24 protein-coding genes are annotated in these 25,551 nt (G+C 48.0%); 20 read left to right on the top strand and 4 right to left on the bottom strand.

Features of this window, described 5'->3' with window-relative positions; all coding sequences use genetic code 11:
* Positions 1-70: 70 nt before the first annotated feature.
* Together ACNA6I_RS08140 and ACNA6I_RS08135 are read right to left on the bottom strand one after the other, a co-directional pair.
* On the bottom strand, positions 71-532 hold the full coding sequence (locus ACNA6I_RS08140) for a YkyB family protein (protein ID WP_048013016.1): 462 nt from the start codon (positions 530-532) through the stop codon (positions 71-73).
* A 131-nt stretch (positions 533-663) separates the two neighbouring features.
* Entirely contained in the window at positions 664-963 is a 300-nt protein-coding gene (locus ACNA6I_RS08135) for a hypothetical protein (protein WP_231578816.1), read from the bottom strand.
* A gap of 177 nt (positions 964-1,140) precedes the next feature.
* On the opposite strand from ACNA6I_RS08135, the gene ACNA6I_RS08130 reads away from it, so the two are divergent.
* The 5 genes from ACNA6I_RS08130 to ACNA6I_RS08110 all read left to right on the top strand — a co-directional run bounded on the left by ACNA6I_RS08130 (position 1,141) and on the right by ACNA6I_RS08110 (position 5,429).
* Positions 1,141-1,359, top strand: coding sequence for a hypothetical protein (locus tag ACNA6I_RS08130; RefSeq protein ID WP_416313148.1), 219 nt, complete (start codon positions 1,141-1,143; stop codon positions 1,357-1,359).
* Between the two features lie 133 nt (positions 1,360-1,492).
* Positions 1,493-2,260: a 2,4-dienoyl-CoA reductase gene (gene fadH, locus ACNA6I_RS08125; protein ID WP_048004226.1), complete on the top strand. Its 768-nt coding sequence runs from the start codon at positions 1,493-1,495 to the stop codon at positions 2,258-2,260.
* Positions 2,261-2,466: 206 nt separating this feature from the next.
* Positions 2,467-3,690, top strand: coding sequence for an EAL-associated domain-containing protein (locus ACNA6I_RS08120; RefSeq protein WP_048013017.1), 1,224 nt, complete (start codon positions 2,467-2,469; stop codon positions 3,688-3,690).
* Positions 3,691-4,346: 656 nt separating this feature from the next.
* Positions 4,347-4,589: a hypothetical protein gene (locus tag ACNA6I_RS08115; protein ID WP_053072400.1), complete on the top strand. Its 243-nt coding sequence runs from the start codon at positions 4,347-4,349 to the stop codon at positions 4,587-4,589.
* A gap of 333 nt (positions 4,590-4,922) precedes the next feature.
* On the top strand, positions 4,923-5,429 hold the full coding sequence (locus ACNA6I_RS08110) for a DUF3993 domain-containing protein (RefSeq protein ID WP_416313147.1): 507 nt from the start codon (positions 4,923-4,925) through the stop codon (positions 5,427-5,429).
* A gap of 91 nt (positions 5,430-5,520) precedes the next feature.
* On the opposite strand, the gene ACNA6I_RS08105 is transcribed toward ACNA6I_RS08110, so the two are convergent.
* Positions 5,521-5,766, bottom strand: a complete 246-nt coding sequence (locus ACNA6I_RS08105) for a glutaredoxin domain-containing protein (RefSeq protein ID WP_053072117.1) — start codon at positions 5,764-5,766, stop codon at positions 5,521-5,523.
* 250 nt (positions 5,767-6,016) lie between these two features.
* Between ACNA6I_RS08105 and ACNA6I_RS08100 the strand changes: the two genes are divergently transcribed.
* The 14 genes from ACNA6I_RS08100 to ACNA6I_RS08035 all read left to right on the top strand — a co-directional run bounded on the left by ACNA6I_RS08100 (position 6,017) and on the right by ACNA6I_RS08035 (position 22,524).
* The gene (locus ACNA6I_RS08100) at positions 6,017-6,262 is read left to right on the top strand and encodes a YkuJ family protein (RefSeq protein ID WP_048004222.1); all 246 of its coding nucleotides are present in this window, start codon (positions 6,017-6,019) and stop codon (positions 6,260-6,262) included.
* A 235-nt stretch (positions 6,263-6,497) separates the two neighbouring features.
* Positions 6,498-6,947, top strand: coding sequence for a cyclic-di-AMP-binding protein CbpB (gene cbpB, locus ACNA6I_RS08095; RefSeq protein WP_048013018.1), 450 nt, complete (start codon positions 6,498-6,500; stop codon positions 6,945-6,947).
* A gap of 117 nt (positions 6,948-7,064) precedes the next feature.
* On the top strand, positions 7,065-7,943 hold the full coding sequence (locus ACNA6I_RS08090) for a LysR family transcriptional regulator (protein WP_416313146.1): 879 nt from the start codon (positions 7,065-7,067) through the stop codon (positions 7,941-7,943).
* Between the two features lie 80 nt (positions 7,944-8,023).
* A complete protein-coding gene (gene dapD, locus ACNA6I_RS08085) occupies positions 8,024-8,734 on the top strand; it encodes a 2,3,4,5-tetrahydropyridine-2,6-dicarboxylate N-acetyltransferase (protein ID WP_048004219.1) in 711 nt (236 codons plus the stop codon).
* Positions 8,735-8,786: 52 nt separating this feature from the next.
* Entirely contained in the window at positions 8,787-9,905 is a 1,119-nt protein-coding gene (locus tag ACNA6I_RS08080) for an N-acetyldiaminopimelate deacetylase (protein ID WP_048004218.1), read from the top strand.
* On the top strand, positions 9,902-10,339 hold the full coding sequence (locus ACNA6I_RS08075; RefSeq protein ID WP_416313145.1) for a bleomycin resistance protein: 438 nt from the start codon (positions 9,902-9,904) through the stop codon (positions 10,337-10,339). Before ACNA6I_RS08080 ends, ACNA6I_RS08075 begins: the two co-directional genes overlap by 4 nt.
* Before the next feature lie 168 nt (positions 10,340-10,507).
* The gene (locus ACNA6I_RS08070; RefSeq protein ID WP_416313144.1) at positions 10,508-12,892 is read left to right on the top strand and encodes a hypothetical protein; all 2,385 of its coding nucleotides are present in this window, start codon (positions 10,508-10,510) and stop codon (positions 12,890-12,892) included.
* Positions 12,889-13,824 (top strand): ABC transporter ATP-binding protein, encoded by a 936-nt coding sequence (locus ACNA6I_RS08065; protein WP_048015516.1) that lies wholly within the window; start codon positions 12,889-12,891, stop codon positions 13,822-13,824. Before ACNA6I_RS08070 ends, ACNA6I_RS08065 begins: the two co-directional genes overlap by 4 nt.
* Positions 13,821-14,672 (top strand): ABC transporter permease, encoded by an 852-nt coding sequence (locus ACNA6I_RS08060; protein WP_048004214.1) that lies wholly within the window; start codon positions 13,821-13,823, stop codon positions 14,670-14,672. The genes ACNA6I_RS08065 and ACNA6I_RS08060 overlap by 4 nt, the downstream gene beginning before the upstream one ends.
* A 4-nt stretch (positions 14,673-14,676) precedes the next feature.
* Positions 14,677-16,188, top strand: a complete 1,512-nt coding sequence (locus ACNA6I_RS08055) for a hypothetical protein (RefSeq protein ID WP_416313143.1) — start codon at positions 14,677-14,679, stop codon at positions 16,186-16,188.
* Positions 16,189-16,214: 26 nt separating this feature from the next.
* Positions 16,215-17,180, top strand: a complete 966-nt coding sequence (locus tag ACNA6I_RS08050; protein ID WP_416313142.1) for an AAA family ATPase — start codon at positions 16,215-16,217, stop codon at positions 17,178-17,180.
* A 5-nt stretch (positions 17,181-17,185) separates the two neighbouring features.
* The gene (locus tag ACNA6I_RS08045) at positions 17,186-18,058 is read left to right on the top strand and encodes a DUF58 domain-containing protein (RefSeq protein ID WP_416313228.1); all 873 of its coding nucleotides are present in this window, start codon (positions 17,186-17,188) and stop codon (positions 18,056-18,058) included.
* A gap of 4 nt (positions 18,059-18,062) precedes the next feature.
* Positions 18,063-19,802: a vWA domain-containing protein gene (locus tag ACNA6I_RS08040; RefSeq protein ID WP_416313141.1), complete on the top strand. Its 1,740-nt coding sequence runs from the start codon at positions 18,063-18,065 to the stop codon at positions 19,800-19,802.
* Positions 19,783-22,524 (top strand): VWA domain-containing protein, encoded by a 2,742-nt coding sequence (locus tag ACNA6I_RS08035; RefSeq protein WP_416313140.1) that lies wholly within the window; start codon positions 19,783-19,785, stop codon positions 22,522-22,524. The genes ACNA6I_RS08040 and ACNA6I_RS08035 overlap by 20 nt, the downstream gene beginning before the upstream one ends.
* Positions 22,525-22,564: 40 nt before the next feature.
* Here the strand turns inward: ACNA6I_RS08035 and ACNA6I_RS08030 are convergent, their stop codons facing one another.
* Positions 22,565-23,440 carry a mechanosensitive ion channel family protein gene (locus tag ACNA6I_RS08030; protein ID WP_048013025.1) on the bottom strand — a complete coding sequence of 292 codons (876 nt, stop codon included), beginning with the start codon at positions 23,438-23,440 and terminating at the stop codon, positions 22,565-22,567.
* A gap of 348 nt (positions 23,441-23,788) precedes the next feature.
* On the opposite strand from ACNA6I_RS08030, the gene ACNA6I_RS08025 reads away from it, so the two are divergent.
* Positions 23,789-25,543, top strand: coding sequence for an ABC transporter ATP-binding protein (locus tag ACNA6I_RS08025; RefSeq protein ID WP_048013026.1), 1,755 nt, complete (start codon positions 23,789-23,791; stop codon positions 25,541-25,543).
* Positions 25,544-25,551 lie beyond the last annotated feature (8 nt).

The following is a 25,551-nucleotide window of genomic DNA, read 5'->3' as shown; positions in this document are numbered from 1 at the left end:
GTAAAGGGGATCAGCAGCTGCTGATCCCCTTTAAAAAGTATTTGCGTCAGTGCACTAAAATCTGTAGGGATTAAAAGAAGCTGTCCCCCAGCTTTTTGAATACAGGCTTTTGATAGCAGGTACGCCGATCTCCGCCAGATGACTGATCCGTCATTCCCGTATAGTGTTCCAGGATGCTTTTGGCCTGCTGAAGTCCCATCTTGCATCGCGGGTTCCTGAGCGTGGAATCAAGGGAACCGAGATGCGGGAGTTCCTTGAAGTCTTCCTTAGTAGGCGGGATATGGAAGGTATAGTCCCCGCACGTGACCAGGACATCGGACTGCTGCTGGCTGAAACGTGGATTGTTGGAAAAGTGCAACCCGACTTTTTTGGCTTTACCTTCTTTGATCATTTTCAACAGTGTTCGTTTTTTCAGTGAGTAAAGGTACTTTGGGTTGCCGGCTGTCTTCGCATGACGGTTCACGGTAAAGATGGCCTGGGAGAGGGTTAAAGTTGATGTGGGAGAAGGGGCTTGTCTGCTTGATGGGTTCAAATGATGATCTCCTTTCAGAATTGATTTCCCCCCTATTATAGCTTATTTTCCTTAGATTGGAAAGGGGGTAGTGCATATAGCCCGTCCCCTTCTAAAAAGCTCCCCGGGGAATCGACTCCCGGGGATAGGCATCATCGTTGAGGGTAAATATTAATGTTTTCCGTGAAATTATAAGGGGAGGACTGAATATTGTTCCCATAAGGAACGGGACCCTGTGGATAAGGATAAGGTCCGTACCCTGGTCCTGGATACGGAGGGGGATAGCAAGGACCTGGCCCATAACACGGCCGATTGAATAATAACGGACTGATGGCAAGCCCTGCGAGCCCTCCTGCTAAAAATGGAAGTCCGAAAAAAGGAAAGAAGCGCTGATCACCTTGATATTCTCGATAATAAGGATAGCTTCTGTAAGGGGCATAGGTTTGATACATGGGGAAAACCTCCTCTCTACTCCTTTCAGTGTATGTACCCTGTATGCCTTGGGAGCATGTCTGATATAGAATGGGCGCAGATCAATGCGTTTGACAGAAGCCTTCTGATGTCTTATGTTAGTGGAAGGGAACATTCCCCAATCAGATAAAGGCTGTTTGTTGAAAAGGAGAGGGACGATGGAAAAGACAAAAGAAATGGAAGTTCTCTTTCTCCCTACCGAAAAAGGAACGATAAAGCTATACGTATTCGGCTTTAAAGCTCCTCGATCTCTAGGCCGGGTGATTGCAACTTATCATGACATCACGTTCGAAGTGAAGGGTTATAAGAGGAATAAAACCATAATCAAGGCGTTGGCACAGGTCCATGAAGCCATCGTCAATAATCAGGATATATGATCAAGGCTGACGCGTCAGCCTTTTTTATTTTGCCTCATATTGAATGAAAAATCTGAAAGTGAATGCAAAGGAAGATGTCGATATGATACTATTATGAGTGAGTATTCATTCATAAACGGAAGGGGAAATTAAGATGGGGGAAAAACAGGTCGTAATTGTAACGGGTGGATCAAACGGTATGGGGAAATACATGGCGAAAAAGTTTCTTGAAGAGGGGGCAGACGTCCTGATAACGGGGAGAAACAAAGAGCGCCTGGAAGCCGTCCGAGAGGAATTTTCAAATTTGAAGGGAACCGTGGAGATCTTCCAGATGGATGTGAGGGAGGAGGAACATGTCAAAGCTATGCTTGCCCACTGCCTGGATTCTTTCGGTCAGGTGGACGTCTTGATCAACAATGCCGCAGGAAACTTCATATGCCCGGTCGAGAAATTGTCGGCCAATGGCTGGAAGTCGGTGATCGATATCGTCTTGAATGGTACCTTCCTTTGCTCCCATGCCGTCGGGAATTACTGGATAGGGGAAGGGAAAAAAGGGTCCATCATCAATATTGTCGCGACGTACGCATGGGGAGCCGGAGCCGGGGTGGCCCATTCCGCTGCCGCCAAGGCAGGAGTATTGTCATTGACCAGGACGCTGGCCGTCGAGTGGGGGCATAAGTATGGCATCAGGACCAACGCCATTGCCCCTGGTCCAATCGAACGAACAGGCGGGGCAGACAAGCTCTGGGAGTCGGAAGAAGCAGCGAAACGGACGCTGAACAGCGTCCCCCTCAAAAGGCTGGGGACACCGGAAGAAATTGCCGGGCTCGCTTATTTCCTTTCTTCGGAGCAGGCAGCCTATATCAATGGAGAATGCGTGACCATGGATGGGGGCCAGTGGCTGAACCCCTTCCCGTTTTAATCAAGGATGATTGAAAAGGCAGTATGCACCCGGGGAGATAATCCCCGGGATATTTGCGGTTGTGACTGCACTGGAAACGCCCCTGCCTGATGAACCGGTTTAACGAAGGGTGATGTCAAATTTGACGAGGGGAATGAATACAAATCATAATGAATGCTGTGTTATAATTATGCATACATACATTGATTGTTTTGGGGGAGATAGAGATGGACGCAATGGACGTATTATCCAACAAAGAGCAAATCATCCCATATTTTAAGCCGGTTTTCAGCGCTGACGGTCATCGTATCGCCGGTTATGAAGTCTGGGGAAGGGTAGAGGAGGCGGACGGGACTACAGTCGGTCTCACCTCCTTCTTCGAAGACAATGAGATCCCGGATGAATATAAGGTGGAAATCGCTGATCATATCACTTCCTCTGCACTCCAGCGGTTCCTGGAGGAAAAAGAGGAGGGACTCGTTTTTCTTCACCGCGATGCACGCCTCCTGATGCTTGATCACGGCGAATCATTCCTGCAGCTCCTTCAACAATATGAAGAGCGCGGTTTCTCTCTTGACAGGATCGTCCTTGGATTATCCGAGTATGCCTATACGGGTGATTTTGAACAGTTGGTTCATTTGCTCGTCTACTACAAAACCTATGGGATCAAGATCTCCATGAATAATATAGCTGAAAACGGCGGGCAACTGGAAAAACTATCTTTCTTTTCACCGGATATCCTCCGTGTCAACCTCTATCAGTTAAGAAACGATGCAGGCAACAAAGTGTATAAAGATATTTTATACAGCTTATCAGTCCTTGCACGGAAAATTGGGGCATCCCTGTTGTATGAGGGGATCGAGATCAACTATCAGCTGCAATTCGCCTGGCTGAGCGGGGGTCGATTCTATCAAGGGGATTACCTCCATAAGGAGTCCAGCACGTTCCTTGATCAGGACATCCTTAAGTCGAAACTGAAACAAAAGTACGGAGATTTTATCCGATACGAAACGAAACACCTGAATGCAGGGTACGACCTCGCCGATCTTCTACATAAAGAAACGGGCAGTGAACTGCTACGGATAAAGAAAGAGGACGGTGATTTCGACGGGATCCTCCTGGAACTGGCAACCTATTTCTCGGATAAGGCCTTTCGACTTTACATTTGCAATGAAGAAGGATTCCAAGTAAGCAGCAACATCGTTAAGGGACACGGTACGTGGGCTACAGACCCTGCCTATATCGGTAAAAACTGGAGCTGGCGCCCTTACTTTCTCGAGAACATCATCCGGATGAGGATGGACAAAAAAGGACTACTCTCAGATATGTATTCCGATATCGACTCGGGTGAGTCCATCAGGACGTTTTCCTTTCCCCTCGGTAATGAGCTTTATCTATTCATGGACTTATCGTACGAGTTCCTTTTTGAAGAAGACAGTTTGCTTTACTGATGTACAACGTAGGTATAAGTATGAAGCTCCCTGGCATTGGCCGGGAGCTTTTTTGTGTATTGAAGGGGTGAACAACAGGTAAGGGATTAAAGAGGGTCAATGTTGCATTTATTCTTTAACCAATAATTGTCGGGTCAGGAGAGGTGTCTGTGCTCAAGGAGGCATAAAAAAGCGTCTTTCTCATCTCGCCTCAGGGCAACCCGCCTGCGCTTTTCTATATGTCCAGCTCCGGCGGGTTGAGGCTCGAGGTCATAAGTCAGGAAACCCAAAAAGGCACAGGACGCCTTTCCGGGTTTCCCGTCTTATGCTTGTCGCCTCAGGGCGACCCGCCTGCGCTTTTCTATATGTCCAGCTCCGGCGGGTTGAGGCTCGAGGTCATAAGTCAGGAAACCCAAAAAGGCACAGGGCGCCTTTCCGGGTTTCCCGTCTTATGCTTGTAGCCTCAGAGCGACCCGCCTGCGCTTTTCTATATGTCCAGCTCAGGCGGGTTGAGGCTCGAGGTCATAAGCCGAGAAACCCAAAAAGGCACAGGACGCCTTTCCGGGTTTCCCGTCTTATGCTTGTCGCCTCAGGGCGACCCGCCTGCGCTTTTCTTGGTATACCGGATCTTTTTTCTGGGGAAGTTATGGGAAAGAACGATGAAAGGAGGGTTTTGGGTGAGCGTTTATGTTTGGGTCTTGTCTTTTTTATGTGTGGGGCTGGCTGGTTATGCCCTTTACTATACGTTCAAAGTGACGGGCCAGGCGAAATCCGGTAAGGAGAACGGATTTGATGCCGATGTCCCTGAGTCTGTGAAGGCACATCCATACCTTTTGAACCCGGTTTTTGTGGCGATTGCAGTCGCCACGGTTCTTATCACGGCTTTTATTGTGTACCAGATCATTCTTTTTTACGGTTGAGTATCGTTTTATCGGTGACCGGTGTTGAAACCCATCACGAAGGCACAGGACGCCTTACGGTGGGTTTTTTGCTAATGCAAAATGGGCATAGCCTCAACCCGCCTGCGCTTTTCTATATGTCCAGCTCCGGCGGGTTGAGGCTCGAGGTCATAAGCCGGGAAATCCAAAAAGGCACAGGACGCCTTTCCGGGTTTCCCGTCTTATGCTTGTCGCCTCAGGGCGACCCGCCTCCGCTTTTCTATGTTTGAGGGGTGGGGGGATCGGGAAAAGAAGAAATAAGCAATTGTCAGACAATGGAGTAAAAGTACTGTGATATACAAGGAGGAATGGCAAATGGTGAAAAAATACTGGTTGATCCTGACGCTTGTCCTTGGGTTGAGTTTGACCGTCGGCACTCAGGCGACGGCAATCGGAACGACTGTTGATCAATTAGACGGCAAACAGGCTGTTGCCCTCGTGGAAGATGCGTTTGAGGTTCAACGTTCTTTAAGTGAAAAGCCAAGGGAAAAGGCTGATATAGAAACGATGCTGTCGGAGTACTTCACCGATGAACAGGTGAAGGGATTCATGGAAGAGAATCTGTATAAAGAAGGCAATGGGTATAGTGCATTCGGATCGGATTTTGCTTCCTACTACATTCCGTTTTATGAATTTGATAAAGGAACAAAGGCTGGATTTGCGGCTGGGCATTGGTACATATGGGAAGAACGATCAGGCGATGAAGAAGGACCTGTTTCCACGATTAAAGGTGAAGAGGTAGTCGAGCTCACCGTGGAAGACGGGAAGTGGAAGGTCTCCGGCATCTCTTATGAACTTCCTTCAGGACTGAAGGGGAATTAAAGGCAAAGACCCATGATCTCATGGGTCTTTTTCAGTGTTTTATCAAATTGTTGGAGGGGCAAAGGGATGATCATACTGTCGCCGGATCTTGTTAGGAGAGGTCCAGGGCTTGAGCCAATTCTTCCATTTGAAATCCTTTTATCACTTGATCATCCACGGTAACGGTCGGAGTTGAATAGCTCTTCAACACGTTCACCATATAGGACCGGGCGTTCGGCTGCTCTTTGACATTCACCTCTATGTAGGGGATTTCCTGCTCTTTTAGATATCGTTTCACGATTTCGCATGGTGGGCATTCAGGTTGTGTATATAAAGTGACGGTCTTCACTCGAATCATTCTCCTTTTGGATAGTGTGAACCCATTTTACAAGAAGCCCGGTCCTCGTGTAAAATGAGAGGCCTTTCGTGGTGGATAAAATTATTTATTGAATATGCTGCGGATTAGTGGTTAACTTAGAGAGACCTTTTGGACATCCGTGAGAAAAACTGATCGTCGAACAGGGCGTATCATTAGATTTTGCAGGATAGAATCTGTTACAATGCAAAAGCTATGACAAAGAATTAGAACAGGAAAGGAGAGACCTGATATGTCTCAGCTTCTTGGAATTATACAAAGACTAAAGTCTCTGCAAGAACAAGGGGAACAAGGAGAAACACAACAACGATACTTTGAATACAATGGGAAAAAAATCTGTGAGGTACGATACCTTCCAAAGCAGGATACCTTTGAAATCGAAGTAATGAAAGAGAATGGGAGCACATATCCCTTCGATAATATAGACATTACAGCTATCGAGATTTTTGAACTCCTGCAAGAAGCAGTTCAAGACTAAACATGTTGGAAAGGTAACCTGACGGGTTATCTTTTTTCATATCCTCATTCCGCTCTTTCTATTATACAATTAGCCATTCCTCTTTTAACCGATTGCCAATTCATCCTTTTTCCCCACTTTCCGTATATATAAGAAAAAATATAATTTAGAAAAGGCTTACACTTGATTCATACATTTTTCTTCCAGTATGTTAAAATGGTAAGGAATGCATTTTTAAAAAATTGAGGGGTTGTACATGATTTCTTTAAGCAGTAAAGAGTTACTTGAGACAAGTATAAAAGAGTACATCATTCCGTCTGAGAAGGTGGCACACGTCCAAGTCGGCAATTCACTTGAGCACGCACTTCTATTGTTGACCAGGAGCGGCTATTCATCCATTCCTGTCCTGGATCCTTCTTTCCGCCTTCATGGCCTCATCAGCTCCAGATTGATTACCGATCATATCCTTGGGTTGGAGCGCTTCGAATTTGAAAAGCTTGAAGAAAGGAAAGTCGAGAATGTCATGTCTACGGATCTTTCCACGATTTCCATCGACTCCACGTTCAAGGAAGCCTTCAATCTGCTGATCGATCAGCCGTTTTTATGTGTCGTTTCCAGTGAAGGGCACTTTGAAGGCATCATGACGCGCCGAGTAGTGCTCAAGGAGCTAAAAAAACATATATATCAAATGATTCATTCAGGATGATGATTCAAAGACCGGGATTCCCCGGTCTTTTCTTTATGTCCAACTTCGTATGTGTATTATGTAAATGAATCAAAAATGCGTTATAATATAAGAAAAACTTATGAATGTGGTGAGAAAATGGCTTTTTCTGAATTTCAGCTGCTCCAGGTTTTAGCCCATGAGATGAATATGAGGAAGGCCGCGGAGAGGTTATTCGTCTCCCAGCCTGCCCTTTCTCAAAGGCTTCAGAATATGGAGAAGGACTGGGGCACCAAGATTTTTCTTCGTTCACAGAAGGGCCTCTCCTTGACACCGGCGGGCGAGTTGATCGTCAAGCTTGCAGAAAATGTACTTCAAAAGGAGGAATCTGTCAGGGAAAAGATTCATGCGCTGGAATCCGAGGTGCATGGTACCCTGAAAATCGCCTGTGCTTCGATTGTGGGGCAGAACTGGCTTCCAAAAGTACTTAAGCGTTTTGTGGAAACGTATCCTCATGCGAAGATCTCACTGATCACAGGCTGGAGCAGTGAGATCCTGAAGGCCATCTATGATAACGAAGTCCATATCGGAATCATCAGGGGTACACCCGATTGGAAAGGGAAAAAGCATCATCTCTTCGAGGATCCTCTATTCCTGGTCGACCGGGAAATTCAGTCCATCGAAGACGTCATGAAGACGGATCGACCTTTCATTCAGTTCAAAAGCGATTCCAATTACTTTCAGGAGATCCAAGAATGGTGGCTGAAGCATTTTCAGACCACGCCGAAACGGACCATCGTCGTCGATCAGATTGAAACATGCAAGCAGATGACACTGAACGGGATCGGCTATGCCATACTTCCGGCCATCACCTTGACGGGAATGGAGCAGGACATTTTTAAAATCCCTTTGAAGGATGAAATGGGTGGTTTCATTCATCGTGATACGTGGCTGCTCGGTTATGAGTCGGCCTTCCAGCTTCGTCAAGTGGGGGCGTTTCTTGAAGTGGTAGACGATTTTCTCATCGAAAACCGGTAGGTACGGGTTGTGTTACGTTCTTTATCATGATAAAGTAATTCAAGAACTCTGAATTTACTGCTTACAATGGAGGGATTAAGTTGAAAATGATGGATGCCAATGAGATTATTTCGTTCATTCAAAATAGTACCAAGTCCACGCCTGTAAAGGTATATGTGAAAGGGAAACTCGAGGGGATTGACTTCGGGAAATCTTCACAGACCTTCCTTAATGGTGACAGCGGGGTAGTATTCGGCGAATGGAGTGAGCTTGCCGGGGTACTTGAGGAACACAAAGAATACATAGAGGACTACGTGGTGGAAAATGATCGCCGCAATTCTGCGATCCCACTGCTTGATATGAAAGGGATCAAGGCCCGGATTGAACCGGGCGCGTTCATCCGTGATCAAGTCGAGATCGGTGACAATGCGGTCATCATGATGGGAGCCGTGATCAATATCGGATCTGTCATCGGTGAAGGTACGATGATCGACATGAATGTTGTCCTGGGTGGACGTGCAACGGTAGGAAAGAACTGCCATATCGGAGCTGGGGCCGTCCTTGCAGGAGTGATCGAGCCGCCATCCGCGAAGCCTGTTGTCATCGAAGATGATGTCGTGATCGGGGCGAATGCCGTTGTCCTTGAAGGAGTGACGGTAGGAAAAGGCGCTGTTGTCGCTGCAGGTGCCATCGTAGTGAAAGATGTGGAACCTTATACGGTAGTGGCAGGTTCACCAGCGAAGAAGCTGAAAGATATCGATGCCAAAACAAAATCAAAAACAGAAATTAAACAAGAGCTCAGACAGCTCTGATTCAAAAGAACGGACGATTTTCGTCTGTTCTTTCTTGTAAGGAGGGAATAGTATGTCACAAGTGGATTTTAAAATGATCAGACGCGATCTTCATCAGATCCCGGAGCTTGGATTCCAGGAATTCAAAACTCAGAAGTACCTATTGGATTATATTTCATCCCTCCCAGGGGATAGGTATGAAATCAAGCAGTGGAAGACAGGCTTATTTGTCAAGGTCCACGGTACGGAGCCGGCTAGGACGATCGGGTACCGGGCAGATATCGATGGGTTGCCGATCACAGAACAAACGGGTCTTCCCTTCCCGTCCCGTCATGAAGGTCGGATGCACGCATGCGGACATGACTTCCATATGGCCATCGGACTGGGCATCCTTACCCATTTTGTTCATCACCCCATAAAAGACGATCTCCTCTTCATTTTCCAACCTGCGGAAGAAGGTCCGGGGGGAGCGGAACCGATGCTCCGCAGTGCCGAGATGAAAGAGTGGATGCCGGATGTGGTCTTTGCCCTCCATATTGCACCAGAGTATGAGGTGGGGTCCATTGCACTGAAGCCGGGACTTCTATTCGCCAATACGTCCGAGCTATTCCTGACCTTTAATGGCAAGGGAGGGCACGCTGCCTATCCCCATCAAACAAAAGACATGATCGTGGCGGCATCTGCCTTTGTGACGCAGATGCAAGGGATCGTCTCACGGAATGTCGACCCGTTGGACAGCGCCGTCATCACGATCGGTAAGATGGAGGCTGGAACCGTACAGAATATCATCGCGGAAAATGCCCGTCTCGAAGGTACGATCAGGACCCTCTCTGAAGCTTCCATGGTAAAGGTCAAGGAAAAGCTTGAGGCTCTTATCAAAGGGATTGAAACGACATACGATTGTTCCATCGAGGTCGATTACGGGAGCATGTATCATCAGGTGTATAATGACCCCGCGAACACGCAGGCGTTCCTCGACTATATCGACGATAGCGGTAAAACAAATGCCATCATTTGTAGAGAGGCGATGACGGGAGAAGATTTCGGTTATATGCTGAAGGAAATCCCTGGCTTCATGTTCTGGCTTGGTGTTTCATCTCCATATGGTCTTCATCATTCGAAGCTCGATCCTGATGAAAAAGCGATTGATCATGCCATCGACCTCATGACCAGCTATATAGGGCAGCTATGAAATCAGGTCTTAATGGCGAAATCCTCGCATTGAAAAGTGTGGAAGGACCCGCCCTCGTGCCTGAACTTTCTGTTCGGGATGCCGCCTTGTCTACAACTTTTTATACGGAACTGCTCGGCTTTCATATTGTGTATGAACGCCCTGATGAGGGGTTCGTTTACTTGTCGATGGGAAAGGCATCGCTCATGCTTGAGGAAGTGAACGGACATTGGGAGACGGGTGAGTTGATTCCACCGTTCGGGAGGGGGATGAACCTTCAGATCATGGTGGATTCAATCGAGCCGATCCTCAGAAGATTGAACAAGGAGGGAATTGCATTATTCAGGGAACCATTCGTCTCCGACTATCCTGCCGGTTCTGTACGTTTCCGGCAGCGGGAGTTCCTTGTGCAAGATCCCGATGGGTATTTGCTGAGATTTGCACAATCCCTATAATGGAAACACAAAAACCGGACTGGAGAGTCCGGTTTTTGATTGTGGTCTGATCCTTCATGGTAGGATCGGCGTTATGGGAAATATTTCAGATAATAATAGAAAGAGGAGAAACTTTTTGTGTGCCCTTACGTCTAAACCATATAGAGAGAAAGAGAGGGGGAATGGGTCATGAAGAATGTGACCAAATCGATTGCACTAATTCTATTATGTTTATGTTTGTTCCCGATGTTTGCAAACACGTCATCTGCAGCTGAAGGAATCAAGATCACAGTGGAAGAAGGAATAGACGGAAAGGTCAAGGAAGAGAGGGGATTCCCGATCACCGTGACCGTTCAGAATGGAGCCGAGCACTTTAAGGGAGATATCGTGTTTGATTACGCACAGTCCTTCGAAACAGGCGGGGGCAGGGTGTTATCCATTGATCTCCCGCCTGGTGAAACACGCACGTTCTCCTTAACCATTCCAGGCTTTGGAGATCCTTTGAGAGGCAACACTTCGAAGGAAACCATCCATTTATTTAAAGGAGACTGGAAATCCGGCAAGGAAGTCAAGTTCACCGGTGATAAGCGCCTGAATCCAAACTTTATTTATATGGACTATGCTTCCATCGGTTTATTGAGTAAAGACGCCGACCGTTTGAAATCGCTGAAAGCCAGTCAGGTCTATGGCAACAAAGTGGAGGCACTGAATCTCTCAGAAAAGAATTTCCCGGGTGATGCCACGGGTCTTCAAATGTTCGACTTCATCGTGATTGATGGATTTGATCTATCGTTATTTTCAAAGAAACAACTGGACGCCCTCCATCGTTGGGTGGATAAAGGGGGCACGGTTCTGATCGGAAGTGACGTGAATGTCCAGAAGACCCTTGGTCCACTGGCTGATATCGCTCCCCTCAAAGTGGATGGTGAACAGACCCTTTCCGATTTGTCCTTCCTGGAAACCCAGAAGAATCTCAAGGTGAATGTCAAGACGTTATCCGCCATCGAAGGTGAGTTGACCCCTGAGAGTGAAGCGGTGATCGGTGAGAAAGAAAACCCGATACTTGCAAAAAAGTCCATCGGTCGAGGAGAGGTATGGCAGGCATCTTTCTTACTCAGTGATTCCCAGCTGAACGACTGGGCGGGCTTCACTCCGTGGATCAATGAATTTTATTCAAAAACAAAATACAGCAACAATTCCTATAACATGGGGGGGAGAGCGCAGGGATTCTACTATGAGATGGGTATGGTCAATGAATTGTTCCCTTCTAATCAGTTCAAGGTCAGCACCCTCATCCTCGTAGTCGCGGTCTATCTGATCCTGGTCATCCCGGTCCTCTACTTCCTGCTTCGGAAGTTCGATAAACGGGAGCAGTCGTGGTGGATCATCCCCACGGTCTCTATCCTCCTTTCCATCGGGATCTTCCTGACAGGGGCAAAGGATCGTGTGACAAAGCCGCACATGAATCAGATGAGTATCCTAGAAGCGGACGGAAAAGGTGCCGTACAAGGAATTTCAGCTTTCACGTTCTTCTCTAATTCAAGCGGTGACTACACCCTCAGCGCAGGGCATGATCTCGAACTGTACGCCAACAACAGCATGAACGCACCTGAATTTGATCAATACAAGTACTCTCTGGATGAAGTGACCAGGAATACGACGGATACGACACTGAGAGATGTAGAGTACTGGTCTACCAGGACGGTTATGGGGGATGCCTACAAAAGTGATGCAGGTTCATTTTCCCCTCAACTATCACTGAAGGATAAGACGCTGACAGGAAGCATCGGCAATGACTTCCCCTATGATTTTGAAGAAGTGTATTTGTGGTCGGGTACACGCACGTACTCCCTTGGAGGCGTGAAAGCGGGTCAGTCGCTCGAGGTGGATAAAAAGGTCTCGGTCGATTATCTCTCAAGTCCGATCAGCAATAATTCCATTCCACCTTCCTTTACAGGTCAGCAGGGTCTGGACGATCAGAGAAAACAATCCCTTGAACAAGTGTCCTCCTACCTGATGGAAGAAGAAGCGTCAGGCAATCGTCCTGTCATTTTCGGATACACAAAGGATGGGATCGTAGATGTGACCATGAAGGATCGAAAGCCGAAGAAAGATAATCTCTCCCTTGTCTATCAATCCATCCCATCCATGGGAGACTTCAATGGGCCGTTTTCACTGAAGAATGAGCAGCTTGACGTCGAGGTCAAACCGATTGACGGGAAGGTCATCGATAACTACTCAATGAATGGATCCGGGGAAATGGAACTTGAAGACGGTACGTATGAAATGATCCTTAAGCTGCCTGAACAAATGCAGGAATCCGACATTTCCCTGAATTCATTGAGCATCAGGCAGTATCCGGAAACGCCGCTTGAGTTCTCCATGATCGCCCCTTCCGATGGAAAGGAAAAGAAACTTGAAGAACAGTCAAGCAATACGTTCGAAGTCAAAGATCGTTTGACGAATTATCTGAATGAAGATGGGGAGATGGTCATTAAATTTGTGAAATCCACCCAGGGGAACAGCTATACGCAACTTCCGAAAATCGTACTGAAAGGAGAAGCAAAGCAATGATCGAACTTACGAATCTATCAAAATCATACGGCTCCTTTCAAGCGCTGGACGGACTCACCCTGAGTATCGGAAAAGGAACGGTCTTCGGTTTCGTCGGTCAGAACGGAGCCGGGAAATCCACGACATTTTCCATTTTGGCAACCCTCCTTGCACCGACGTCGGGCAGGGCGAAAGTAAATGGATATGATGTATGTGAGGAACCGAAAATGGTCAGGCGCCAAATCGGATATATGCCGGATTTCTTCGGGGTATACGATCAATTAAAAGCAGAGGAATATCTCGACTTTTACGGAGCGAGCTATAAGATTCCGGCTGAAGAGAGGGCTGCCCTCATTCCGCAACTACTGGAATTGGTGAATCTTTCCCATAAGAAGGATTCCTATGTGGATGAATTGTCCCGCGGGATGAAGCAGAGGCTTTGTCTTGCCCGCTGCCTGATCCATGATCCAGAAGTCCTGATCCTGGATGAACCGGCTTCTGGCCTGGACCCGCGGGCAAGGATCGAGATGCGTGAGATCTTAAGAGAATTGAAGAAGATGGGCAAGACCATCCTCATTTCTTCCCATATTCTTCCTGAACTGGCCGAGATGTGTGATGAAATCGGAGTCATCGATAATGGAAAGCTTGTGGCACATGGTTCCGTTGCCGATATCCAGCAGCAGCTGGAGGCAGAAAAGATCATCGAGGTAAAGGTGAGGGGGATGCTCGAGTCGGCTGCCTCTTTCTTCGAAGATGATCCGAATCTGTCAAGTCTTGAAATGAACGAAGAGCTGAAGACAATCAAATTCCTCTACAAAGGATCCGAAGTGCAGCAGGCTGAGCTGCTCCGTTTGGCAATATTGAACGGAATTGCCGTCGTCAGCTTCAAGGAGACGGAAACGGATCTTGAGGATGTCTTCATGGAAATTACGAAGGGGGTGAAGCCATCATGAAACAATTGTTCATAAACCCGATGCTGAATAAGGAGTTCAAGCTTCGGTTCCGTTCATTCAAATCATTCATTGGGATCCTGTGCTACCTCATGGCCATCAGTATTGTCGTGATCGGTTTCATCTACTTCCAGAGCAGGATGTCCATGAATGGGTACTTCCGTCCGAACGAAAGCAGGACGATGTTCATGATCCTATCCTTCCTGCAAATCATCCTGGTTTTATTCATCACCCCTGGTCTTACCGGGGGACTCATATCGGGAGAAAGGGAGAAACAGACACTGAGCATGCTTCTAACGACTGAACAAAGCTCCACAAGCATCATCCTGAGTAAATTGGTGTCATCGGTTTCCTACCTGTTACTGCTCATTCTTTCGAGTCTTCCGATCTACAGTTTTGTGTTCTTATTCGGAGGGGTTGCACCGACGGATGTGCTCATGATTTTCGGCTACAGCCTGTTCCTTGTATTCGTATTCGGATCGATCGGGATCTTTTTCTCCACAATCATCCGGAAAACGATCGTATCCATGGTAACAGCGTACGGAAGCGTCCTGGTCCTTGTAGGAGGATCGCTATTCCTGTTTGCCCTTACCATGGCGCTTTCAGGCGTTTCGAGCAACGGTACGCCGTCGACCAACCCGATCGCTTACTTTATGGCTATGTTCAATCCAGGGATCGTACTGTATGGTCATTTCGAACCGAGGATGATGGAAGAGATTCTTTCCTTGACGGGCATATCATTCCCCTTATGGATTTCGTTTATTATCACGTACAGCATTCTGGCCATCCTGGCATTATTCGGAAGCATCCGGAAATTACGCCCTCGTATGAAAACCCGGGCAAGGGGGTAACACGATGGAAGGAAAAGGTCAATTCCTTCGATACCTGTACCGACTGAGGAAGAAGCTGCGATATGCACAGCTCATCGAACAATTGCAAAGAATCGTATTCGGCTCCGGTATCCTGGCCCTGCTCATGACAGCGGCTGTATGGATCCGGCCTTTCCCCTTCTGGCAGCGTTACCTGGCGGGCATGTGGGTGTTGCTAATCATTGGCATGGCGATTCATCTCTACAGGAAGAGGGCGACAATCGAACAAAGCGTAAGGATCTATGATGAGGCAGCAGGGGAAAACACCATCAGCACGGTAAGGGGGGCGCTGGATGGCAGCCATCCGTTGCTCCCGCTTGTCCTCCGGGATGCCCTGCGTGCCATGAACAGACATGAAGAGAGGGTCCACGGTCGCAGATACTGGAGGTTTCATACCCGATTGGCCATTGCTGCCCTTCTTCTCTATGGGGGATCTGCCCTGGTCCTGACTCAGGGACAAGCATCCTTTGAAACAGCAGCCGAACTGAAAAAAAAGAGTGAAGTCACGATGGAATCGGATAAGCGTCTTGAAAAGGAAGCTAAAAAGAACTCTGTAAAGAAAAAAGAATTGGCGAAAGAGATCCAGGAGATCAAACAAGAGAAGGATCCGATGGAGCGGCAAAAAGCCATTATGAAAAAAGTAAAAGAAAACAATCTCAAAAAACAAAAAGCAGAGCTTTCTTTGCGTGAGCTCGAACGAATCAAAAAGATCGCCGAACAAATGAAAGCGGACGGAGTAGCGGATGCATTAAAAAAATTCGATCAGAAAGCACTTGAAAAAGAAATGAAAGCGTTGAGTGATGAGCAGCTTGAACGGCTCAAAAAGCAACTCGGAAATGATCCTGAAAAGACTTTGTCAGACGCCTTGAAGGCAGCAGAGGGGGCGGAGAAGGCTTCTCATTCATACGCAAAATGGAATGAGGCTTTATCCAAGGAAGCTGGTGACCTCGCAGCAGCCCTTGAAGCCAAGGACCTTGATAGCATGGAGCTGGCCACTTCAGATGATCCTCCACCACCGACGGATGGCAGCCAACCTGATCCGGGGTCGGAGCAGGAACAAAAAAATCAGCCATCGGGAAGTGGCTCGACTGCTACCGGTAAGGGCAGTGGAACGGGCAATGGAAACGGTAGCGGTAATGGGGGTGGAGGAGCAAATGGCAGTGGCAAGGGTACTGGCAATGGAAACGGTAGAGGCAGTGGTTCTGGCTCTGGCAGTGGTGCAGGATTCAGTCAGGGATCAAGGGAGCTTCTGACCATACCTGAACGAATGGAAGGCAAGACCAACACAGAGGTCGATTCAGGCAAGCTTAACAAGGGAAGGCAGGGGGAACGGTTCTCTTCTGATGGACCCGTCGAAAGGGGCTCTGTACGGTCTTACGAAGAAGTGTACCAAGACTACTATTCTACCTACCGAAAAGGTGAAGACCGGCAGACGATCCCTAAAGACTTGGAATCGGTCGTGGAATCTTATTTTAGTGAAATTGATCCGGGAGAGTGAACAGGGTGGACGTAGCAGATAAAGAAATGGCTTACAAACAAGCCATTGCAAAAATTGAACAGGTAAAGGAAGAAATCGGCCGTTATATCGTAGGCCAGAAGGATATTATCGACACGCTTTTATTGACGATCCTGGCAGGGGGGCATGCACTCCTCGAAGGGTTGCCGGGCCTTGGGAAGACCATGCTCGTTCGCTCCTTATCGGACGTCATGGAGCTGAGTTTTTCACGGGTTCAATTCACACCTGATTTGATGCCGACAGACATTACGGGGACCATGGTGATGAGCCATGACAGGGATGAACCATTCACCTTCCATAAAGGTCCGCTCTTTCATCACCTGGTGCTTGCGGATGAAATCAACCGTTCAACACCAAAGACACAGAGTGCCCTTCTTGAAGCCATGGCTGAGCAGACGGTGACGGTAGTAGGAGAGACGATGAAGCTTGAAAATCCATTTTTCGTTCTCGCCACACAGAATCCCATTGACCTCGAAGGAACCTATCCCCTACCTGAAGCGCAGATGGACCGCTTCATGTGCAAATTACTGGTTCCACATCCAAAGAAAGAGGAGTTGAAAGAAATCATCCGTCGTACCACGGGAACTGAACAGATCAGTTTGCAACCAATCATGGACCGTGCGGAACTGCTGGGTGTACAAAGGCTTGTGAAAGAAATCATGGTCAGTGATGAAGTATTGGACTTTGCTATTTTCATTGTGGAATCGACACACCCCGACCGTGAGTCTGCATCAGAGCTCGTCAAGCAATATATCGAATATGGAAGCGGCCCGCGGGGGCTTCAAAATCTCATCATGATGGCGAAGGCGCGTGCGTTGGTCAACGGAAGGTATCACGTCTCCATCGGGGATATTAAACAGACGGCCCTCCCGGTTCTCAGACACCGGATTCTATTGAACTTCGAGGCGGAGGCGACAAATGTGAAAGAAGATGAAATCCTCATGGACCTCATCAACAGGGGAACGGGCTCTTGAAGTCAATGTTAAGCCCTCAATTCCTGTCGCAGCTTAAAAGGCATCGATTAAATCCTGACAGAGTTTCCACTGCTCAGCATAAAGGGGCAAGGAAGTCGACACGGTACGGGAGTTCTCTGGAATTCTCGGATTATCAGATGTATGAGCTCGGTGACGATGTGAGGCAGATTGATTGGAACGTCTATGCAAGAACCGAAAAAGTGTATGTGAAGCGGTATCTTGATGAGCGGGAGGTTTCAATCAGCTTATACCTGGATTGCACGAAATCAATGAAAACCGAACCCGTGAAGTGGGAGAGGGCTACGGAACTCGCGGCATCACTTGCTTATATGATCCTGAGCTCCGATGACCGTCTGAGCCTTCATCTGGTGGGGGTTGAGGCAGCCCCAATGAAGAAGAAGGGTATGAGGGATGCAAAGGCGATCCTGCACTCCATGGAAAATGTACAGGACACTTCAGACGATAATGGCAGTCGAACGCCGTTTATGAGCTCCCTGAAAGGGAGACAGCGGTCGAAGAGCTCCGTCACGGTGTTGATCACGGATGCGCTTGAACCGATGAATGAGATAACCGAAGCATTGAAGTGGCTTTCCTCAAGGAAGGAAAAGGTGTTTTTCATCCAACTCCTCCACGAACACGAGGTTTCCCCACCCTATACGGGTGACTGGAAGCTTAAGGATAGTGAAAAAGGGGAAGAGATCGATGTATCCTTTCAGAATTCGGTTATCGATCGCTATCTCGGATCCCTTCAGTTGCACAACCAGGCAATCGAACGGGAATGTAAGCGCTATGGATTTACATATAGGACCCTCATATCTTCCCAGCCGGTCAATGAAATGGTGCTGAAGGATCTGAAGATGTCCGGGATGGTGAGGTGAGGGCATGGGCATTCAATATCCATTCTATGCCTTGATGGGGCTGTTTCTGATCGCTGTTGTCCTCATGTACTTCTTCAGGAAGCGCTATGAAACCAAAGTCGTATCATCGAACCTGTTATGGAATCAGGCGATGGACGAGTGGCAATCATCTCCCTGGTTCCATAAACTTCAGCGGAATCTCCTGCTGTTTCTGCAGCTCCTGATCCTTACCTTCCTCATCATCACTCTGATGAACCCTTATCTGTCCGACTATTCAGGGACGACGGGTCATACCGTCATCCTGATGGATACATCCACTTCCATGAAGGCGAAGAAGGGGGATATCACCCATTTCGATCTTGCCAAGAAGGAAGCAGAGGGCGTGATCAAGGGCTCGCGGGGACCGGTGACCATCCTTGCCGTGGGAAAGAACATTACAACAAAGATATCCGAAGATGCAAATAAGCGGACGTCCTTGAAAGCATTGAACGATTTGGAAATGACCAATGACCATGAGGACATGCAGAAGGCCATTCAAATGGCACTTACCCTTGCAGGAACAGGGGAAATCCATCTGTTCAGTGATTCTGTTACAAAAAGCATGTTCAAAGACCTTCACACGGATGCCACGATCATGGTTCACAACATAATTGAGAATCCCGTCAACATTAGCATGAAAAGCTTCGGAATTAAAGAGAACGGGAAACAAATGGACGGTGTTGTAACGATTGCAAACCAAGGTGGCGAGGACCGGGAGGGGACACTGATCATCCATGGGGGATCAAAAGTCATCCACGAGGAACCTGTGACCATCCAAAAGGGAGAAGACACCGTCATCCCCCTCTCAGGCCTTCAGGTGGAAGAGTCATATATGGCAGAAATCCGTGTTGATGACGATTTCCAGGAAGATAATGTCATGACGGCATTGAATATGAGTTCTTCTCCTGATGTATATGCGTTGGGAGACATCAATCCGTTTATCATCAAAGGCTTTCAGGCGTTGGGAATGGATGTTAAATCAGTGGAAGAAGCATCCACACTCGACGATAACGGAATATTAATCGCCTCACGGAAGGATGCGGAACGAACAGAATTGCCGGTTTTAATCATCCCTGATGAAAAGGAAGAGGGAAAAAAGATAGGGGGGACGGTCTCTTCAAAGAAGGATCATCCTTTGCTTCGCTATGCCGATGTGGAAAAAATCTTCGTGGATAAAGCAACGGATCACGACATCTCTGGGCTTTCGACCATAGCCGAGCAAGACAAGGTTCCCCTCATGCAAGCGGGGGAGATCGGTGGCAAAAAAATGGTGCTGATGAATTTTCGGCTGAAAGATTCAGATTTTCCTCTATCTCCCGGATTTCCGATCTTCTTATACAATGTCTACCATTACTTGGGGGATAATCAGCAGGTGATCGGCAACTTCCTGCCGGGTGAAAAACGGACCATCCAGACAGATGGCACGTGGGACCTCTACAGTATGAACCAGGATTATATCGGTGAATGGAAAGAGGGTACCACCTTCACTGCACCGACCAAACCGGGAATCTACCAGGCTTTACGTGGTCAAGATGTGAAATATTTTTCCGTCAGCATTGATGAAAGGGAAAAGGTGATTGGAAAAGGGGAATCGTTCATAGTTAAAGGGGAAGGAGTGGAGAAGGGAAGCGTCCCTTCTTCCATCAGTTCCTGGTTCCTGGCTCTGGCCGTACTTTTCTTATTCATAGAGTGGGAGGTGTATAGACGTGGGAATCGCCGTTCATGAACCATTATGGTTAATCCTGGTCCTCCCTGTCATTGCCGTCCTCTTTCTGTTCGTCAAGCAGGGAGTGCTGAGCAAAGAGAAGCGGCTGATCATGATCATCAGGTGCCTGACGTTTCTGCTGTTGATCACTGCCTTGACGGACCCCTATCTGACCCTGCCCCAAAAAGGGAAGAATGTTATATTCCTGGCTGACGGATCTGCATCGATCAGCGACAGCAGGGACGAGATCTTGGGGGACATCGAAGGTCAGGTGAAAAAGAAAAAGGAATCCGATGCCTACGGAATCGTTTCATTCGCCAAAAACGCAGGACTTGAAAAAAGCCTGTCTTCATCGGGCAGTGAAGTCCCCGAGTTCTCTGGGGAGGTTGGAGAGGACGAAACAAATATCCAGAACGGGATGGAGTACGCCTCGAATCTATTGGGCTCATCAAATGGGGGAAGAATCGTCCTCTACAGCGATGGAATCGAGACCCTTGGAGCAGGTGAGGACATCATTCCCAAGCTGAAGGAAGATGGGATCGAAGTGGATTGGGTAAAGCGTTCTTCCAATGACAAAGAAGACATCGCCGTGACCGCCGTCAACTCCCCTGCCGTCCAATATAAGGGGGAGGAGGCGACTGTGAATGTCACACTCCACAGCACCACAAGGACAACCGTCGACCTGCAGCTTGACCTTAACGGTACTAAAATTGCAAGGAAGCAGGTGAAGGTCCAAGAAGGCAAAAATGAATTCGAGTTCCACCATACTGTCGACCAGACGGGCATGCTCGTCTATGGAGCAGAAATCTATTCAGAGACGGATGCGCGGCCGGAGAACAATCAGCTGAGTTCCATTGCGAGGGCCGAAGGGGATCCCCTTGTCCTCCTCGTTCAAGGTGACGGTAGGAAGAGTAAGTTGAAGGAACAGTTGAAATCTGCAGGATTCAGGGTCGAAGCCCTTCAGTCCTCGCAGCTGCCTGACAAACTGAGCTCTTATCTGGATTATCAAACGATCCTGTTTGATAATGTCGCAGCAACGGATATACCCGAAGAGAAGATGAACCTGATGGAGCAGGCTGTGAAGGAATTCGGCCGGGGATTCATCATGTTTGGAGGGGACAAAAGCTTTGCGCTGGGTGGTTACTTCAAGACACCGATTGAAAAGCTTTTGCCCGTTGACATGGAGGTCAAGGGAAAAAAAGAACTTCCTTCACTGGGACTGGTCCTCGTCATCGACCGCTCAGGAAGCATGGATGGACAGAAGCTCTCCCTTGCGAAGGAAGCTGCCGCAAGGACTGTTTCCCTCTTGAGGGAAAAAGACACGCTGGGTGTCATCGCATTCGATGACAGGCCGTGGGAGATCGTCCCGACCGAACCGATCAAGGACCGGAAAAAAGCAGAAGAGAAAATACGGACCATTTCACCGGGTGGAGGGACGAACATCTATCCATCCCTTGAAGAGGCGTATTTGAGTCTGCAAGACAAGCCACTGAAGAGGAAGCATATCATCCTCCTGACAGATGGGCAGTCGGCGGCAGGGGGCGATTATGATTCCCTGATCGAAGACGGGTTATCAAAGGGGGTCACCCTTTCCACTGTGGCCATCGGTTCAGATGCAGACAGGTATCTCTTGGAGGATCTCTCACAGATGGGGAACGGCCGATTCTACGATGTGTTCGATGCATCGGTCATACCAAGCATCCTCACCAGGGAGACGGTGATCACGACTCGGACTTATATTGAGGATCAGCCATTCTTCCCTGCCATCCAATCATCTAAATGGCAAAAGCTGTTCGAGGGTGGTATGCCTCGAATGAATGCCTACATCGCCACCAGTCCTAAAGATTCTGCGCAGGTGGAATTGGCGAGCGACAAGAAAGACCCTATCCTTGCCACGTGGAGGTATGGGCTGGGAAATACCTTTGCTTTCACTTCAGATACGAACGGGCAGTGGGCAGGTGATTTCGCATCATGGAAGGGCTGGCCTGAGTTCATCAATCAATTGGTGACTCGCTCGTTCCCGAGTATCCAATCCAGCCCTTATACAATCGAGGTGGATGGGAGCGGGGAGAAGACGAAGCTGCTCCTCACTTCACCAGACAGCGGGACGATGCCGCTGACCGTGTCTGTGTTGGCTGAAGATGGGAAGCAAATAGAAGCCGCTTCAAGGATCCTTTCACCGGGCGTACATGAAGTGGAGTTCGATGAAAAGCTATCACCTGGGGTTTACAGCATGAGCATCGGGGACCAGGCAGGGGATCAAGCGTATGAAACCGGCTTTGGCGTTCCATATTCAGAGGAATACTCCTATGAGGGGGGATCAGTCAGGACAGTTGAAGCCATCGTGAAGGCTACCGGAGGGAAAACGTACGAATCCGGTGTAGACGCATTCAGGGCATTGAACCATCGACCGCATAATGAGCAATCCATAAAGACGTTCCTCATTCTCATAGCATTTCTGCTATTCTTTACGGAGATCGGGATCAGACGATTCGGTTTGCCTGTTGCCCTCGCCACGTTCGGCGAAAAAATGGGAAGGAAGGTTCCTGAGAATAATGTTCCTGGTACGACGAGAGCAAGGCCTGTAACAGATCTGAATTCCACTTATTCAGAACGGGAGAAACCTGTACCCGCGGCACAAAATGAACCGGAATCTCCGGCCAAATCGAAGAAATCGCAAGCGCATCAGGACCCTGATCGTATGAAACGGCTTCTGGATGCAAAAAATCGCAGGAATAAATGAAGAAAAAAAGCGAAGGGGAACAATCCCTTCGCTTTTTCGCTTACTGTTCTTTTTTCTCGATGAAAACTTGGTGAGGGAATGGGATGTCGATGCCGTGGCGGTCGAAGGCTTCTTTAATGCCTTTGCGTATCTTCCTTTCCACTCCCCATTGCTCCATATTCTTTGTTTTGCAGAGGACCCTGATGACAACATCCGAGTCACCGAGGTTCTGGACTCCGACGACATTCGGACCTTCCACGATATTTTCGTCTTCTGCCGCCAGTCTGTCACACACTTCCTGCATGACGACGATTGCTTCGTCGATATTGTCATCGTACGAGATGCCGATGTCTACAAGGGCTCTCATATTTCCTCGGGAGTGATTACTGACACTTGATATCTCACGGTTTGGCACGTAATGAAGCGTACCATCGAATCCACGGATATGGGTTGTCCTCAGTCCGACTTCTTCCACGATCCCGTCGAAGCCACCCGTGGTGACGTAGTCACCGACATCCACCTGTTTCTCAAGAAGGATGAAAAATCCGGTAACGATGTCGCTTACAAGACCCTGGGCACCGAATCCGACGGCTAAACCGACGATTCCAGCCCCTGCGAGGATTGCGGTCACCTGAATGCCGAAGATCTGAAGGATGGTGACAAAAAAGATAAAAATAAGGACGTATCCGATGATATTCTTCGTCAGCGCTTGTAATGTCTGTGCTCGGCCGGTTGACACATCGTTCCGTTGGCTGTACCGTTCAAATGCGCGGGTGACGATCTTATTGGCGGCGCCTTTGATCACAAGGAAAGCAATCCAGATTGCAATGATTTTCAAGGCTCCAATACCGATGTTGATTAAGAGGTTACCCCAATCGAAGGCCAAGAGGTTCTCTACACTGGTTGATGTACCTACTATGTAATTCAAATATAACATCCTTTCTGGTCAAAATGGTGAACTTTTATAGTATACACAATGGTGGACGGGTTATGTCAAAGGTGGATTTGAAAATGGGCACATAGGTGTATTCCCGGTAAAGGAAGTAAGTAAACTTACAAAAGAATATGGGGAAGGGTCATGCACACTCACATATGGATTCCTGCCCGAATGAGGACAGGAATTTCAGTCATTTGGATGAATGATTTCTCTCACGGATGAACTACAATGGAATCAAGATGTAACAATAGTTCAAAAAAACAAAAAAATGTGAAAAAAGGGTAGATAAATATTTCGAAAGTCGATATATTTAGTAATGCACTGTTTTTTACTGAAGGGAGAGAATACATGGATACGTTTAAGAAATTAAAAGATTTTTACTGGCCGTACAAGTCGCAATTCATCATCTCGATGATTTTCCTCATCTTTGTGACGGGTATCACGGTCGTGTACCCGATCATCCTCCAAATCACCATCGATGATGTCATACTGAAAGGCGACTATCAGTGGATCCCTTACCTTGCCTTCGGTTTCATCGGTATCATGGCACTGAAGGGGATCGGCACGTTCATTCAGCAGTACTTCGGAGATCTGTTCGGCATAACATCGGTATACCGCCTTCGCAATGAACTGTATCAAAAGCTGCAGTTCCTTCCATTCAGCTATTATGATAATGCGAAGACCGGGGACCTCATGTCGAGGCTGACTGCCGATGTTGAAGCGTTCAGGTTCTTCCTTTCATTCGGTTTTTCCGAACTCCTCCGTTTTTTCCTGTTGGTGTCCGTCAGTTTTTGTGTGATGTTCTACTATTCTCCCTCTCTGACATTCATCACGTTGGCAACACTCCCATTCCTTGCCGTCTCAGTCTTCAAATTCGATAAGGCCGTCCACCCTGCTTTCAGGGGGATCAGGAAGTCATTTGGGAAATTGAACACAAATGTCCAGGAGAACATCAGCGGGATCAATACGGTAAAATCCCTTTCAAGGGAAGAATTCCAGAACGATAAATTCAATCGTTCCAATGGAGACTATAAAGACAAATATCTCTTCACCTCTGATATCTGGGCCAAATATTTTCCCCTCATGGAGTTTCTGGGAAATGTGAGTGTCATCCTACTCCTAGGATATGGAGGATACCTCGTGATGAACGGGAATCTTGCCCCAGGTGAACTGGTTGCCTTCTACAGCCTGGTCTGGTATATCATCTGGCCAATCATGAACCTTGGCTTCACCATCAATCAGTTCTCTCAATCGAAAGCGTCCGGTGAGCGGCTGCTGGAAATCCTTGAAGTCGATGAGAAAATCAAGGATGGTGTGAATGCCGTTGAGGCAACACGCATGAAAGGGGAAGTTAGGTTCGAAGATGTATCCTTCCATTATAATGATCTCGATGAAGATCCCGCTTTGGAGTCGATCACGTTCAACGCACCACCCGGGAGGATCATTGGATTGATCGGCGGCACGGGTTCGGGTAAATCAAGCGTCATTCAGCTTCTGACACGATTTTATGAGCCTCAGGAAGGGCGGATCACCATTGACGGACTGGACATCAGGGACTATTCCATCAAGTCCCTTCGTCAGAACATCGGCGTCGTCCTCCAGGAATCGTTCCTGTTTTCTTCCACCATCAGATCGAATATCGCGTATGGGCGCCCGGAAGCGTCTCAGGAGGACGTAGAGAAGGCTGCGAAACTTGCACAGGCCCATGACTTCATCATGACCCTTCCCGATGGCTATGAGACAAAGCTTGGGGAGAGGGGGCTCGGTCTGTCTGGTGGTCAGAAACAACGGATCGCCATTGCAAGGGCCATCTGCCTCGATCCGTCCATCCTTGTCCTTGACGATGCCACATCGGCGGTGGACATGGAAACGGAATTCCGTATCCAAAAAGCGCTGAAGAACGTCATGTCCGACCGGACGACGTTCATCATAGCCCATAGGATTTCTTCACTGAAGCACGCTGATGAAATCCTGGTTCTTGAAAATGGGAGAGTGGCGGAGCGGGGTAGACATGAGGACCTCCTTGCCAACAACGGTCCTTATCAGCGCATCTATGATATTCAATACAAAGATCAAAAGAAAATCCTGCAGCCCGGGAGGTGATGAGTGTA

Source organism: Rossellomorea sp. FS2 (genome assembly GCF_047915635.1).
Taxonomy (GTDB): Bacteria; Bacillota; Bacilli; order Bacillales; family Bacillaceae_B; genus Rossellomorea; species Rossellomorea marisflavi_A.
Note: the sequence above shows the minus strand (reverse complement) of the source record. Positions and strands in the feature narration are given on the sequence as shown.

Bases quoted from the DNA above. Each gene is read 5' to 3' on its own strand.
- ACNA6I_RS08135 (WP_231578816.1), bottom strand. From the start codon at position 963: ATGTATCAAACCTATGCCCCTTACAGAAGCTATCCTTATTATCGAGAA.
- ACNA6I_RS08130 (WP_416313148.1), top strand. From the start codon at position 1,141: ATGGAAAAGACAAAAGAAATGGAAGTTCTCTTTCTCCCTACCGAAAAA.
- fadH (WP_048004226.1), top strand. From the start codon at position 1,493: ATGGGGGAAAAACAGGTCGTAATTGTAACGGGTGGATCAAACGGTATG.
- ACNA6I_RS08120 (WP_048013017.1), top strand. From the start codon at position 2,467: ATGGACGCAATGGACGTATTATCCAACAAAGAGCAAATCATCCCATAT.
- ACNA6I_RS08110 (WP_416313147.1), top strand. From the start codon at position 4,923: ATGGTGAAAAAATACTGGTTGATCCTGACGCTTGTCCTTGGGTTGAGT.
- ACNA6I_RS08105 (WP_053072117.1), bottom strand. From the start codon at position 5,766: ATGATTCGAGTGAAGACCGTCACTTTATATACACAACCTGAATGCCCA.
- ACNA6I_RS08100 (WP_048004222.1), top strand. From the start codon at position 6,017: ATGTCTCAGCTTCTTGGAATTATACAAAGACTAAAGTCTCTGCAAGAA.
- cbpB (WP_048013018.1), top strand. From the start codon at position 6,498: ATGATTTCTTTAAGCAGTAAAGAGTTACTTGAGACAAGTATAAAAGAG.
- ACNA6I_RS08090 (WP_416313146.1), top strand. From the start codon at position 7,065: ATGGCTTTTTCTGAATTTCAGCTGCTCCAGGTTTTAGCCCATGAGATG.
- ACNA6I_RS08080 (WP_048004218.1), top strand. From the start codon at position 8,787: ATGTCACAAGTGGATTTTAAAATGATCAGACGCGATCTTCATCAGATC.
- ACNA6I_RS08075 (WP_416313145.1), top strand. From the start codon at position 9,902: ATGAAATCAGGTCTTAATGGCGAAATCCTCGCATTGAAAAGTGTGGAA.
- ACNA6I_RS08070 (WP_416313144.1), top strand. From the start codon at position 10,508: ATGAAGAATGTGACCAAATCGATTGCACTAATTCTATTATGTTTATGT.
- ACNA6I_RS08065 (WP_048015516.1), top strand. From the start codon at position 12,889: ATGATCGAACTTACGAATCTATCAAAATCATACGGCTCCTTTCAAGCG.
- ACNA6I_RS08060 (WP_048004214.1), top strand. From the start codon at position 13,821: ATGAAACAATTGTTCATAAACCCGATGCTGAATAAGGAGTTCAAGCTT.
- ACNA6I_RS08055 (WP_416313143.1), top strand. From the start codon at position 14,677: ATGGAAGGAAAAGGTCAATTCCTTCGATACCTGTACCGACTGAGGAAG.
- ACNA6I_RS08050 (WP_416313142.1), top strand. From the start codon at position 16,215: ATGGCTTACAAACAAGCCATTGCAAAAATTGAACAGGTAAAGGAAGAA.
- ACNA6I_RS08045 (WP_416313228.1), top strand. From the start codon at position 17,186: ATGTTAAGCCCTCAATTCCTGTCGCAGCTTAAAAGGCATCGATTAAAT.
- ACNA6I_RS08040 (WP_416313141.1), top strand. From the start codon at position 18,063: ATGGGCATTCAATATCCATTCTATGCCTTGATGGGGCTGTTTCTGATC.
- ACNA6I_RS08030 (WP_048013025.1), bottom strand. From the start codon at position 23,440: ATGTTATATTTGAATTACATAGTAGGTACATCAACCAGTGTAGAGAAC.
- ACNA6I_RS08025 (WP_048013026.1), top strand. From the start codon at position 23,789: ATGGATACGTTTAAGAAATTAAAAGATTTTTACTGGCCGTACAAGTCG.